Source organism: Roseiconus nitratireducens (assembly GCF_008629675.1).
GTDB classification, from domain to species: domain Bacteria; phylum Planctomycetota; class Planctomycetia; order Pirellulales; family Pirellulaceae; genus Stieleria; species Stieleria nitratireducens.
In genome coordinates this window covers 395,517-409,409 of the sequence record NZ_VWOX01000001.1, presented here as the reverse complement: position 1 = coordinate 409,409, position 13,893 = coordinate 395,517, and the positions used below count along the sequence as shown (strand labels likewise).

The following is a 13,893-nucleotide window of genomic DNA, read 5'->3' as shown; positions in this document are numbered from 1 at the left end:
CAGAGGGGGAGGGGACCTGAGGATCACGCATGGCGCGCCCGGAACACCCTACCGACCCGGAAACGCATCCGGAGCCGAGATCAAGTCCCGGGTGGACGCTTTGGTCGGTCACGCGAGATAGCTGGCAGCCGCCACAACCGTATCAAGCTGAACGACTTTCAGCGGGACATCCGGCATCTGGACGACCGATCACGGGCCAACTCGTTGTGGGACCGATGATGGGGAAGGGGCACAATTGAGCACCGTGGGTCATTCATTATTCTAACCCGTCGCGGCATCGCAGTAAAACATTTGCCGAAAGTGCCCCGTCGTCGGGACGACTGTCTTCCCCGGGCGCAGCGGACATCGGCAGAATTCGGCTGGCATCGATCCCGTACCGGAAAAGAGGGAGTCTGCCCGCATCTTTGGCCCTCCGCGATCACTGCGGACGCTCCCGGGGCGTTTTCAAACACCGGTCGGAAATCGGCAACACGTTGTCAGCTGGACACCTTTTGGGTCGTCGGCGGGAAAGGATCTGCAGCGCTGGGCGAGAATCTGGATCGCTGGGCGGGTATCTGAATCGCTGTGCGGGCGGAGGCTTCCGCGCCCCGGTCGCGAAAAATGGAAAACAGTTGGTAAACTGCCCGCGCCAACACCTCCGCGATCGCCACGCTGCCAGCGTGTGGAGATCTCGGCAAAGCCGCCGCGCGTGGAGATCGGCACAGCCGCCGTCTGGCGACGGCAGCTACATTGAATCCGTCATCGGCAAGCTTTCCACTTCAAAGTGACGCTGTTCTACTCTTCAACCATTCGCCCCCCGCCTGAACCCGATTGAACAACATGACCGCCAGTTTGACGACCGAGCCGGCCTGGAAAAAGCTTGCCGCGCACCACAACCAGATCAAGGACCGACACCTGCGCGACTTGTTCGCCGCCGACCCCGGGCGTGGCGAAGCGCTTTCCGTCGAGGCCGAAGGGATCTTCCTGGATTATTCCAAAAATCGTATCGATTCCGAAACGCTGTCCCTGCTGGTCGAACTGGCTGAAACCGCCGGGCTGAAAGATCGCATTGAAGCGATGATGACCGGCCAAAAGATCAACACCACCGAGCAGCGGGCGGTCCTGCACACCGCACTTCGAGCCCCGCGCGACGCGAAAATCGAATTCGATGGCCAGAACGTGGTCCCGGAAGTGCACGCGGTGCTGGACAAGATGACTCGGTTCAGCGATCGGTTGACGTCGGGCGAATGGACCGGGCACACCGGCAAGCGGATCCGCAACATCGTCAACGTCGGCATCGGCGGCTCGGACCTGGGACCGGTCATGGCTTACGAAGCCCTGCGTCACTACAGCAACCGCGACCTGACGTTTCGTTTCGTGTCCAACGTCGACGGCACCGATTTCGCCGAAGCGACGCGGGACCTGGATCCTGCCGAAACGCTGTTCATCATCGCTTCGAAGACGTTCACGACGCAAGAAACGATGACCAACGCTCGCACCGCGCGAGCCTGGCTGTTGGAGGGGCTCGGTGCGGACGACAGCGCGGTCGCCAAGCATTTCGTGGCGCTATCCACCAATGCGGAGGAAGTCGCGGCGTTCGGAATCGACACCGACAACATGTTCGGTTTTTGGGATTGGGTCGGCGGACGCTACTCGATGGATTCCGCGATCGGACTGTCGACCATGTTGGCGATCTCGCCGGAAAGGTTCCGCGAGATGTTGGCGGGCTTCCACGCGATGGACGTTCACTTTCGCTCCGCCCCCTTGGCTCGCAACTTGCCGGTCATCATGGGCCTGCTGAACGTCTGGTACGTCAATTTCTTCGGATCGCAAACCGTTGCGGTCCTGCCCTACGACCAGTACCTGAAACGGTTCCCGGCGTACCTGCAACAGCTGACCATGGAGAGCAACGGGAAATCCGTCACTCTGGCTGGCGACCGGGTCAACTACGACACCAGCCCGATCTTTTGGGGCGAACCCGGAACGAACGGCCAACACTCGTTCTACCAGTTGATTCACCAAGGGACGCATCTGATCCCGTGCGACTTCATCGCCTTTGCCAAGTCGCTCAACCCGATCGGGGATCATCACGACAAACTGAACGCCAACGTGTTCGCCCAGGGAGAAGCGTTGGCGATGGGCAAAACCCGCCAGCAAGTGTTGGACGAAGGAACATCCGAAGCGCTGGCGCCGCACCGTGTGTTTGAGGGCAACCGCCCCTCCAACACGTTGCTGATCGAGGAACTGACGCCGGCGGTGCTTGGCAAGCTGGTCGCGCTGTACGAGCACAGCGTGTTCACTCAAGGCGTGATCTGGCAGATCAATCCGTTCGATCAGTGGGGCGTGGAACTGGGCAAGGTGCTGGCTAAACGGATCGTTCCGGAACTGCAATCCGATGACGGCGAATTGCAGCACGACAGTTCCACCAACGGTTTGATCCGCCGCTACCGGTCGCTGAAGGCTTAGCGGGTGGCGGTGCAATGAGCGGCAAGACGCTGGCCGCCGGTTGAAGCGAAGCAACCCGCGGCTGGCGCCACGCAGCTCACTCAAGTTGGCTGTCCACTTCGGCTCTCTCTAAATCGAGATGCTTGGTCGAAAGAGACCCAACGGCCCTCACGAATCCGACTCGGCTTCCAACACACGCATCGTCGTTTTCAGGATCGCGTCGGGCGTCAGCGACATGCTATCGATCCCCTGTCGCACCAGGAACTCGGCAAACTCCGGATAGTCGCTGGGGGCTTGTCCGCAGATGCCAATCTTGACGTGCTTTTCTTTGGCCGTCTTGATCACCGAGGCGATCGCGCGTTGGACGGCTTCGTTGCGTTCGTCAAACACGTGAGCGACGATTTCGGAATCACGGTCGACCCCCAGGATCAGCTGAGTCAGATCGTTGGATCCGATCGAGAACCCGTCGAAGATCTCCGCGAATTGATCGGCCAGGAACACGTTGCTTGGCAATTCGCACATGACGTACACCTGCAACCCGTCTTCGCCGCGCCGCAAACCGTGCTTGGCCATTTCGCTCTGCACGCGTTTGCCTTCTTCGACGGTGCGACAGAACGGGATCATGACCTTCAAGTTCTTCAGCCCCATCACGCTGCGAACCTTATCCACGGCGCGACATTCCAGCCCGAATGCCTCGCTGTAATCGGGATGGTAATACCTTGAGGCACCTCGGTATCCGATCATCGGGTTTTCTTCGATCGGTTCGTAGGCAGCTCCGCCGACCAGGTGGGCGTACTCGTTGGTTTTGAAATCGCTGAACCGCAGGATCACGTCTTTCGGATAGAACGCTGCCGCGATCATCGCGACGCCCTCGGCCAGTCGATCGACAAAGAACTGCGGCTTGTCGTCATACCCCTTGGTGACGTTCTCGATCGCCTGGCGCGTGGACTGATCCAGTGTTTCGAAATCCAACAACGCTTTGGGGTGCACCCGCACGAAATTGGTGATGATGAACTCTTCGCGTGCGAGCCCGATGCCGTCGTTGGGCAATCCGGACAACGCGAAGGCTTCCTCCGGAGAAGCGACATTCATCATCATCTTGGTGCGCGGCCGCTGCAAACCGGCCAGATCGATCTGTTCCACCTCGAACTCCAGGGCGCCCTCGTAGACACTGCCCGTGTCGCCCTCGGCACAACTGATCGTGACCTGTTGGCCGTCCTCCAGAACGCGTGTGCCCTCGACCGTTCCCACGATCGCCGGCAATCCCAACTCGCGGCTGACGATGGCCGCGTGGCAAGTCCTGCCGCCGCGGTTGGTGATGATCCCCGCGGCCCGCTTCATCACCGGTTCCCAATCCGGATCGGTCTTGTCGGTCACCAGGATCTCGCCCGTTTGAAAATCGCCCAACGCGTGCACGTCGCGGATCAATCGGACCGGGCCGGAGGCGATCTTTTCACCGACCGAACGCCCGGTCAGCAAGCATTTGGATTTCGATTTCAGATGGTAGCGTTGCAACGTGGTGGCCGCGGCACGCGATTGCACCGTCTCCGGTCGCGCCTGGACGATGTACAGTTTTCCCGTTTGTCCATCCTTGGCCCATTCCATGTCCATCGGACAGAACCCGCCGCGCAGCTCGCTGTAGTGGTCTTCGATCACGCACGCCCAGCGGGCCAATTGCAGAATGTCGTCGTCTTCCAATGCGAAACGTTCGGCGCGGTCTTTTGCCACCGGGACGTTCTTGGTCATCTTGCTGCCGCCGACGTCATAGACCATCTGCAGCTCTTTCCCGCCCAATGTCTTTTTCAGGATCGGACGAAAGCCTTCCTTCAGCGTGGGCTTGAAGACGTAATACTCGTCCGGATTGACGCTGCCCTGCACCACGTTTTCCCCGAGCCCGTAGGCGGCATTGATCAACACGGCATCCTTGAATCCGGATTCGGTATCGATCGAAAACATCACTCCCGAGGAAGCCAGGTCGGAGCGAACCATCTGCTGGATTCCGATCGATAGCGCCACCTGCATGTGATCAAAGCCGTGATGGACGCGATAAGACATCGCGCGATCGGTGAATAGCGATGCGAAACACCTGCGACAGGCATCCAACAGCGACGCCTGGCCACGAACATTCAGGTAGGTTTCCTGTTGCCCGGCAAAACTTGCATCGGGCAAGTCCTCAGCCGTCGCGCTGCTCCGCACGGCGACGTCGGCGACCGAGCCGCGCTGCTTGCAAAGTTCATGGTAGGACTCCACGATGGCATGGGAGATCTCGTCCGGAATCGGGGTCTCCAAGATCATGTGGCGGATCAACGCCCCGTGATGCTGCAGGCTGCCGATGTCGTCGACATTCATTCCGCTGAGGATCTGGGTGATCTTCGCGCCCAGACCGGTGTCATCCAGAAACACACGGTAGGCGGCCGACGTGGTCGCGAACCCCGGCGGGATCAGAACGCCGCGCGGCGTCAACTGGCGATACATTTCTCCCAACGATGCATTCTTGCCGCCGACGATACCGACGTCGTCCATTCCAATCTGGTCAAACCAACGGATGTACTCGGTCGCGACCGATGTTGCAGTATTCATAGTCGACTCGGCGAAGAATGCGTGGAACCCGAACGAACACGTCGGCGGTGACGCAACGGTCGTACCAATGAGCGCGTTCCGCCCGCTGGCCTGGGTTTCTCCCTTGGCCGCAACGAAAACAGCGCCCATTCGCACACCGTCCAATTCAGACGCTCCACTCCTGTCACACACCGGCGTGCGTCATTCCCACGTTCAACGCCACTCCTCCGACGGATCGGCGGCGGTTGATGTTTCGATTCTGCTCGACGGAGCGTTCCCCAAGCCCCCGAGTCAGGCATAAAACTTGCATCGATTCTGCTCGCATCGGTTTGCCCGGCGCGGCGACACGACCGTTTCCGCGTGGAGGTTGTCGGCATCGGTGATCCCGGCGACGGGGTGTCGGCATCCGCTACCCAAGGAATTCGCCTGCAATGAACGCTCCCGATTCTGGAACTCCCCAACCCAGTCTGTTCGCGACGTCAGACTTGCGAACAACTGCCGAATCGGACCCAGAGTCTTCCGGGGCGGCACGCTTGTCGCCGGCGACGGCAGACATACCCCGGAACCAACACTCCTCGGCCGATGCGACCGAGGGGACGCTTTCGGAGAATGCGGCCCTATCACAGTTGCTGCTGGAAATCGCCCGGCTATTGGAGGAGCAACACGCCGGTGAGTTTCGCGTTCGCGCTTATCGCAACGCGGCCGCAACCCTGCAAGAACTTCGCACGCCGGTTCGCGAGATCGAAGCTGCGGGCGGCACGCCGGCGTTGGAAGCGTTGCCCACGATCGGTCGCTCCATCGCCACGCTGATTGAACAGTACCTCCGAACCGGGCACCTTCCCCTGCTGGACCGCTTGCGGGGGGAAGAGAATGCGGAGCGGTTGTTTGCGATGATACCGACGCTGGGTCCCGAACTGTCGCACCGGATCTACGACGCGTTGCATTTGGAAACGCTTCCGGAGCTCTACGCGGCCGCCCGCGACGGACGTTTGAACAGCGTTCCGGGGATCGGCCGCAAACGTGTCCTGGCGATTCGAGACTATCTGGCCGGGAAGATCCGATCCGAGGTTCGGCCGCCGGCGGCGTCTCACCGCAACCCGCCTCAAAGCGAACAGAACCGCCAGATTCCGGTCACGGAATTGTTGTCCGTGGACGAAGAGTACCGGCGGCGTGCGGCGGAAGGGCGGCTTCCGAAGATCGCCCCGCGGCGATTCAATCCGGCTGCGGCGGCCTGGCTTCCGATTTTGCACACGGAGCGCGACGGCCGACACTACACCGCGATGTTTTCTAACACCGCTCGAGCTCACGAGTTGAACACGACGCACGATTGGGTCGTGATCTACCGCGATGACCATCAATCCGATGGGCGGTGGACCGTGATCACGTCACAGTTCGGTCCGTTGAAAGGGTGCCGGATTGTGCGGGGACGCGAAGACGATTGCCTGCACCATTACCGACGGGAGAACCGATGAGAGCGATGCGGCTGGAGAAGACGGGCTCACTTGCCGAATGTGAACAACCGCTGCGTCTGGTGGACCTTCCGATTCCCGAGCCACGGGAAGGCGAAATCCTGCTGCGGGTCACGGCCTGCGGCGTCTGCCACACGGAGCTGGATGAAATAGAAGGTCGGCTTCCGTGCAAGCTTCCGGTGGTTCCCGGACATGAGGTCGTCGGGCGGGTGGAAACCTTGGGGCCGGGCGTCAATCGGTTCGCCGCCGGAGATCGCGCGGGCGTCGGCTGGATCCACCATTCCTGCGGCGGCGCGCAGGAAAACTTGTCGCCGGAGTTCACCGCGACCGGCTGCGATGTCGATGGCGGGTACGCCGAATACATGACGGTACCGGCCGCGTATGCGGTGCCAATTCCCGCGGCGCTGGGCGATGTCGAATCGGCACCCCTGATGTGCGCCGGCGCCATCGGCTATCGCGCCCTCTCATTGACGGGACTGCACGACGGCGCGCCTCTGGGGCTGATGGGGTTCGGCGGATCGGGGCATCTGGTGTTGCAGCTATGCAAGCACCAGTATCCCAACAGCCCGGTTTATGTCTTCACCCGCGGCGAAGAGGTGCAAGCATTCGCGACCGAATTGGGTGCCGACTGGTCCGGCGGAATCAGCTCGAGCCCGCCGCAACCGTTGGCGGCCATTATCGACACGACGCCGGTCTGGAAACCGGTCGTGCAGTCGCTGGAGAAGCTTGCCCCCGGCGGCCGGTTGGTCATCAATGCGATCCGCAAAGAAGCCGGTGACCAATCCGAATTGATGCAACTGAGCTACCACAAACACCTGTGGATGGAACGGGAAATTAAGTCGGTCGCCAATCTGACCCACCACGACATCGCCGCCTTTCTGCCATTGGCGGCAGAGATCCCGATCCATCCGACCACGCAAACCTATCCGCTGGAGCAAGCGAATCGGGCGCTGTGCGATCTGCGCAACGGCAACGTCCGCGGGGCGAAGGTGCTGGAGATCTGAGCGAGGGATTGAGCACGCTCAGCCAACTTCGCGATGGACTGGGTCTCGCGACGGACCGGGTCTCGCGATTCACTTGATCGACGCCTGCTGCTTCATGACCGCGACCAGGCGATCGATCATCAGACGCTCTTTTTTGGAGATCTTCCCGAACCACATGTGGCCGCCGGTCGCCTTCGCCACGGCGATCATCTCTTGCTCAGTGAGTTCGATCAGTTTTTCTGCCGCTTGGCGGGTCATCTTGCTGAACACGCCGTGCGTGTAGCGTTTCCAGGCATCGATCCCCATGCCGCCGGGGCGTTTACGGAGCCAGTTTTCCAGCAACACATCGGCTGCCGATTCTTCTTGGATCCCGATTTTCCGTGCCTCGGCAAACACGGCGTCGTGTTCGCCATGATCGGCGTGTCCTTCCGCCCAGGCCACCAGGACCAGCGGGAACAGACGCAGGGCGAGCACGCCGTCCGCCGTCACGCCCAAGCGTCCTAGTTCATCAATCAGCGTCGGGTCATCGATTCCGGTGCTGCGGATCAGTTCACGACGGCCTTCATCGCTGGCCGCCTCACGATGCATGGTCTGGACCAGGATGTCTTCCAATTGGTCGAAATAGTGCTCCGAAGCAACCTTGGAATGCGGGTCAACGGGATCGGAATTCTTCATGGCAGGGATCGTTGGGGGGAGTTAACAAAGGACAGGAAATAGGAAACGGCAGTATTGCTTGAGCTCAGCTGGAAACGGATTCCGTCACGGCGATGCTTGAATGTTGATCGGCGGTGGAAGCGTCCGGCACATGTCGAAACAGGCTCCACAACCATTTGCACAGTTCGGGGATGACAAACACGGGCAACACCAACACCACCATTCGACCCCAAGTTTCAGCATCCAGTGGAACGGTCCGAAGCGCATTTTGCAGCACCGGAACGTACACCGCAGCCACCTGCAACGAAATCGTCAGCGCCAGCGCGGCCAGGACCCAGGGATTGCTAAAGAACCCGACGTGGTGCAGGGGCGATCGAAGGGACCGGAAATTCAGGACGTTGGCTTTCTCAATCAACACGATGCACGTGAACGCGGCGGTCTGGGCGGCGGCAACCTTGACCGGATCGCCGCTGGAAAGGTAGTCGTGAAAGAGCCACAAGGAAGCCAGTCCGATGTAGCTGCCCAGCGCCAGGATCATCGCGAAGCCGCGCGCATCCAGAACGGGTTCGGACGGTCGTCGCGGCGGACGCTGCATGACAGATTTTTCAGCCGGCTCCAAGCCCAACGCCACGGCGGTCATGCCGTCGGTCACCAGGTTCATCCAGAGAATCTGGACCGGCAGAAAGATCAACGGACCGCCGATCAGGATGTTGCAAAAGATGGCGACCACTTCGCCGGTGTTGGAGGACAACAGGTAGCGTACGAACTTTTGAATGTTGTCGTACTGACGCCGCCCTTCTTCGATTGCTCCGACGATGGAGCTGAAGTTGTCATCGGTCAGCACGATATCGGAAACGCCCTTGGCAACATCGGTGCCACGTTTGCCCATCGCGATCCCGATGTCCGCTTTTTTCAGTGCCGGCGCGTCGTTGACGCCATCGCCGGTCATGCCGACGATTTCTCCCTGACTCTGCAACGCCGTGACGATGCGCAACTTGTGTTCGGGCGTGGTGCGGGCGAACAAGACCCGCTCGCGAACCGAGCGGGCCAGTTCGTCATCGGACAGAGCGTTCAATTCCTGGCCCGTGATCGCGCGGTCGACGCGCAATCCGATTTGGCGGGCGATTGCCGTTGCCGTCACTGCGGAGTCGCCGGTGATCATCAGCACGCGAATGCCCGCCTGGCCGGCGACCTGGATGGCTTGCGGAACGGAAACGCGTGGCGGATCCATCATGCCGACGATCCCCAGCAGTTCCAGTTGCTGTTCGACCTGATCTTCGTCCAGGGATTGATCCCGCGACAGCGGACGCTGGGCGATGGCCAACGTCCGCAACCCCTGCGCGGCCATCTGGGAGAACGCCTGCCGGGCACGTCGCTCATCCGCTTCCTCCATCGGCCGCGTCTGATCTCCGTCGCGGATCTGGACGCAGCGTTCCAGGATGATTTCCGGGGCTCCTTTGACGTAGGCCAGCAAACCGTCGCGAGCATGTTCCACCACGGTCATCCGTTTGCGATCGGACGAGAAGGAGAACTCGGCCACCGGTGCAACCGACGCGGGCGGTTCCAGCCAGGCCTTGTAGGCCCCGACCACCAACGCACCTTCGGTCGGCTCGCCCCGCCCGTGCCATCCTGCCGCGTCATGAACCAGGGCGGCATGGTTGCAATGCAAGCCCGCTTCCAACAGCAAAAGCAGATCACCGCGGTCGCGATAATCCACCCGTTGTCCGCCGCTTTCAAAGTGCCCGGCCGGGTCGTAGCCGACTCCGGTCACATCAACCGCGCCGGCGCTCAACCAGATCTGCCGCACCGTCATTTCGTTCTGCGTCAGCGTTCCGGTTTTGTCGGTGCACACGACGGTCGCCGCTCCCAGACCCTCGGCCGCCCTCAACCGCCTCAACAAGGCCTTGCGACGGACCATTTCGCGAACGCCCAGTGCCAAGGTCAGCGTCACGACGGCCGGCAATCCCTCGGGAACCACGGCGACGGCCAATGAAATGGCGGTCAGAAACATCTCCATCGGCGGCTGCTGTCCCGCCCAGTATCCGGCCACGCCGACCGACAACGACACCAGAATCGCGATGATTCCCAGCTGCTTTCCCAACCGGCCCAGTTTCCGCTGCAACGGAGTCGTGTCTCGATCGATCGATTCGGTCAAGGCAGCGATCCGGCCAAACTCGGTCTCCGCACCAATGTTGACGACCACGCCGTCGCCGCGACCGGCGGTGGCGGCCGTCCCCATCCAAACCATCGACGCACGTTCGGCCAGCGGCGTCTCGGGCGGTACCGCATCGGCGCGTTTCGGCGAGGAAACCGATTCGCCGGTCAATGCAGATTCATCGATCGCCAGGTTCAACGTCCGGGTCAGTCGCACGTCCGCCGGAATGCGGCTGCCGGTGACGATTCGAACCAGATCGCCCGGGACCAGTCCCGACGCTTCAATGGTTTGTTCTTCGCCGTCACGGACCACCTGACAAGTCGGCTGCAACAAGTTGCGGAGGTCAGCCAGCGCCCGTTCGGCCTTCCATTCTTGAAAGAAGCCCAACAATCCGTTCAGCAACACGATCGCCAGGATGGTGACGGCGTCGGTCCATTCACCAATGGCCAGCGAAATGCCCGCCGCGATCAACAGGATCAGGATCAGAGCATCAAAGAATTGGCGCGCCAAAACTTGCGGCCAGGTTGGTCCGTCGGATGTCTGCAAGGTGTTGGCGCCATAGCGACGGCTGCGTTGCCGAACCTGATCGGACGTCAGACCGTCGTTGGCGTCGGTCTCCAGGCGTTTGAGCACCTCATCGACCGTAAGGGAGGCCCAAGGCTGTTTAGAAACCTTCCCCTGAGCCTCGTTCGACGGGATCGAGCGCGGCGTTTCAGTTTGATGCGTCATCGCCTCCAGCCCCTTGCACGCTGTGGCGAATCGCGGCGACCTCCTCGACCAGATCGATGCCGACCGGACACCAAGTGATGCAGCGTCCACAACCGACACATCCCGACGTGCCGAATTGGTCGTGCCAGGTCGCCAGCTTGTGCGTCAGCCACTGACGGTAGCGGCTGCGGGTCGACTGGCGAACCGTTCCGCTGGCGGTGTAGCCGAATTCGGGGTTGAAACAGGAGTCCCACTGACGGATCCGGGAGACGTCCGTTCGATCCAAATCACTGACTTCCTCAACGGTCGAACAGAAGCACGTCGGGCAGACCAACGTGCAATTGGCACAAGACAAACAGCGTTGGGCCACGTCATCCCAACGCGGATGCTCCAAGTGGTCGAGCAACAGATCATGAATGTCTTGTGTATCCAATTGTTTCGTGACGCTTTGACGGACGGCGGCCGTTTGCTGACTGGCCTGCTGCTGCGATGCGTCGTCGGCCGGTTGCAGTCGCAGTGCCGCGACCAACTCCGTTCCGGCCTGGCTGCCGGAGCGAACGCAAAACCCCGTCTCGGTTTCCGTCAAGGCGAGGTCGAATCCGCCGCCGCATTCCGGTCCGGTGTCCATCGAAGTGCAGAAGCAGGTGGGGGCAGCGGTCGAACACTCCACGGCGATGATCAAGGCCGACTGTCGCAGTCGGGCGTACACCGGGTCGGTGAACTGGTCGGACAGGAACACGCGATCCTGGATCTTGATCGCGGCCAAATCACAGGCCCGCACGCCCAAGAACGCGTACTTCACCTCAGGCTCGCTGGGCGGCGATTCAAACTGCCACCCGTCGTTGGTCAGACGCGCCCCGCCGAGCGATTGTCGTGACGGGAACAGAAACTTTTTCCACGAATCCGGACCGGCATTGAAATGAAACCATCGGGAATGCCCCGTCGGTTCGATTCGATACGTTGCCGGTTGTTGTCGGTCGCTCCAACCGGCCGGCAACTGGTCAACCGAATCGATCCGGTCATAAACAATCGCGGCGTTGCGCACGACCGGTCCGATCACTTCGTACCCGTCGTTTTGCAAGACATCGATCAATCGTTGAAATTGATCTCGCGGCAGCCAGGATGTCTCCGTCGTGGATGCTTGGCTCATCGGGGCGCACCGGGCGGGTGATGAAACAGGTCCAACAACTGCAAGCGGGTGGCAAGCAGCCGTTTGGAGATTGATGCGGCAACCGTCGTCATCACGCGGTAGCCGACGTCGTGGTTTGATTCGCAAAGCTGCCGCAACGACTCAGCATCGAAGGCCAGCAAGGTGGTGGCCGTCATCGGGACGGCGCTGGTCGTCATGCGACCGTCGCCCAGCAACGTCGACCAGGCCAGGATGTCTCCCGGGCCGACCGTCAAAATCGCTTTGCTGCCGGCGTGCGCCCCGGACATTTCCAAACGAATGCGGCCCAGATGAACCCAGTACAACCGGCGATGCACTTCGCCTTCGCGAAACAGGATCTCCTGTTCGGGCCAGGCGACGAATGACGCCAAGGTTCGAATGGCATCGGCGGACGGGGCGTCCAGATTCGCCGTCAGACCCACCGCTGCCAGGGCTTCGTCAATCATTGATTCGGTCGGTGAGGTTGTGGGCTCCCGGTCTCCGGTCGCTTGATCTTCAGGCGTTGGTTCTCGGCGTCGTTCTTCAGCTCTCCGTCGTGCGCCTCCCGCGTGGTCGCAAGCCTGTTCGCATCCGCGACCCTGACGGAGGGAGGGCGAATAAACGGGCACGATCTCCAGGGCGGTAGGGCAAAGCGAATGCCAAGCCAATTCCCGAGCCGCCATTTTTGGCCACCGGCGCCACCGGACGGCGTTTCCCGAGCGGTTGAATCCCTCACCGATCTGCGACAACGTTTGCCCTCGTCCTGGGACGGTCGCCTCCGATGCCAGGATGCCGGGCTTCTCGGACAGCGGGTACCGCGTCATTGAACTGTCACTCCGGCGAAGTCCTAAACCACTCACCAATATGCCCGAATCCGCACAGGCGCGCAGATTGGCACGTCGATCAGGAGTCGTGCAATCGCGGATTCGGCCGTGTCCCGCTGTCGGCACATCGCTTGCAAATGTCCGGCGATACCTGAACGAGGCCGTGCCCACCGAATCGGAAGTGAGCCGAGCGGCCCCGTGGACACTTGACCTACCGAGGGTTGCCCATGCCTACGACCGATGCGTTGCAGTCGTCACCGTTTCTGGTTCAGCCACTTCGTCTAGCCGGTGTGTTGACCGTTCCGGCCGACGCGAAGGGGCTGGTCGTGTTTGCCCATGGCAGTGACAGCACGCGGTTCAGCCCGCGGAACCAGGCGGTCGCGCGGCGGCTGCAGCAAGATCAGTTCGCGACGATCCTGTTCGATTTTTTGCACGAAGGCGAAGCGGCCGACCGTTCAAACACGTTCAACCCGAAGCTGTTGGGCGAGCGTTTGAAGATGGTTCTGGGCTGGATCCAAAGTCGAGACGACTTGCGACATCTGCCGCTGGGACTGTTCGGCGCCAGCACCGGCATGGCGGCGGTCGTCACCGTGGCCGCGGAGCCGAATTCGCGGATCGGTGCGATCGTTTCGCGTGGCGGTCGCACCGACCTGGTTCAACCGTTGCTGGGCCAGATCCAAGCGCCGACTTTGCTGGTCGTTGGCGAAAACGACACGCTGGTGTTGCAGTCCAACCGCTCGGCGATGCATGCCCTGACCTGCCCGTCAAAACTGGAAGTCATCCCCGGCGCCACGCACCTGTTTTCCGAGCCCGGCAAACTGGAGTCGGTCGCCGACATCGCGTCCAAGTGGTTTCGGAAACATTTGGCGGCGCCCGCGGAGTGAGTTGCAAACGAGTTTCGTCGGCGACTTGTTTTGCGTTCCAATCCCCGCAACGCTGCGATCGCTTCGCGGCTGTCAGCGGGCGGTGG

General features: G+C 61.3%; 9 protein-coding genes. 4 read left to right on the top strand and 5 right to left on the bottom strand.

Annotated elements, in window-relative coordinates; all coding sequences use genetic code 11:
* Positions 1-819: 819 nt before the first annotated feature.
* Entirely contained in the window at positions 820-2,445 is a 1,626-nt protein-coding gene (gene pgi, locus FYK55_RS01335; protein WP_150074197.1) for a glucose-6-phosphate isomerase, read from the top strand.
* Between the two features lie 147 nt (positions 2,446-2,592).
* On the opposite strand, the gene ppsA is transcribed toward pgi, so the two are convergent.
* Positions 2,593-5,004: a phosphoenolpyruvate synthase gene (gene ppsA, locus FYK55_RS01330; RefSeq protein ID WP_150074196.1), complete on the bottom strand. Its 2,412-nt coding sequence runs from the start codon at positions 5,002-5,004 to the stop codon at positions 2,593-2,595.
* Between the two features lie 410 nt (positions 5,005-5,414).
* Here ppsA and FYK55_RS01325 point away from each other — a divergent pair, with 410 nt between their 5' ends.
* Positions 5,415-6,455 (top strand): DNA polymerase III, encoded by a 1,041-nt coding sequence (locus FYK55_RS01325; protein WP_150074195.1) that lies wholly within the window; start codon positions 5,415-5,417, stop codon positions 6,453-6,455.
* Positions 6,422-7,456 carry a zinc-dependent alcohol dehydrogenase family protein gene (locus FYK55_RS01320; RefSeq protein ID WP_235908330.1) on the top strand — a complete coding sequence of 345 codons (1,035 nt, stop codon included), beginning with the start codon at positions 6,422-6,424 and terminating at the stop codon, positions 7,454-7,456. The genes FYK55_RS01325 and FYK55_RS01320 overlap by 34 nt, the downstream gene beginning before the upstream one ends.
* Positions 7,457-7,525: 69 nt before the next feature.
* On the opposite strand, the gene FYK55_RS01315 is transcribed toward FYK55_RS01320, so the two are convergent.
* The 4 genes from FYK55_RS01315 to FYK55_RS28875 all read right to left on the bottom strand — a co-directional run bounded on the left by FYK55_RS01315 (position 7,526) and on the right by FYK55_RS28875 (position 12,566).
* On the bottom strand, positions 7,526-8,110 hold the full coding sequence (locus FYK55_RS01315) for a hypothetical protein (protein WP_150074193.1): 585 nt from the start codon (positions 8,108-8,110) through the stop codon (positions 7,526-7,528).
* A gap of 64 nt (positions 8,111-8,174) precedes the next feature.
* Positions 8,175-10,973, bottom strand: coding sequence for a cation-translocating P-type ATPase (locus FYK55_RS01310; RefSeq protein WP_150074192.1), 2,799 nt, complete (start codon positions 10,971-10,973; stop codon positions 8,175-8,177).
* Positions 10,957-12,102 carry a 4Fe-4S dicluster domain-containing protein gene (locus tag FYK55_RS01305; RefSeq protein WP_150074191.1) on the bottom strand — a complete coding sequence of 382 codons (1,146 nt, stop codon included), beginning with the start codon at positions 12,100-12,102 and terminating at the stop codon, positions 10,957-10,959. The genes FYK55_RS01310 and FYK55_RS01305 overlap by 17 nt, the downstream gene beginning before the upstream one ends.
* Positions 12,099-12,566 (bottom strand): Crp/Fnr family transcriptional regulator, encoded by a 468-nt coding sequence (locus FYK55_RS28875; RefSeq protein ID WP_161604242.1) that lies wholly within the window; start codon positions 12,564-12,566, stop codon positions 12,099-12,101. The genes FYK55_RS01305 and FYK55_RS28875 overlap by 4 nt, the downstream gene beginning before the upstream one ends.
* Positions 12,567-13,150: 584 nt before the next feature.
* On the opposite strand from FYK55_RS28875, the gene FYK55_RS01295 reads away from it, so the two are divergent.
* The gene (locus FYK55_RS01295) at positions 13,151-13,807 is read left to right on the top strand and encodes a dienelactone hydrolase family protein (protein ID WP_150074189.1); all 657 of its coding nucleotides are present in this window, start codon (positions 13,151-13,153) and stop codon (positions 13,805-13,807) included.
* The last annotated feature ends 86 nt before the right edge of the window (positions 13,808-13,893 follow it).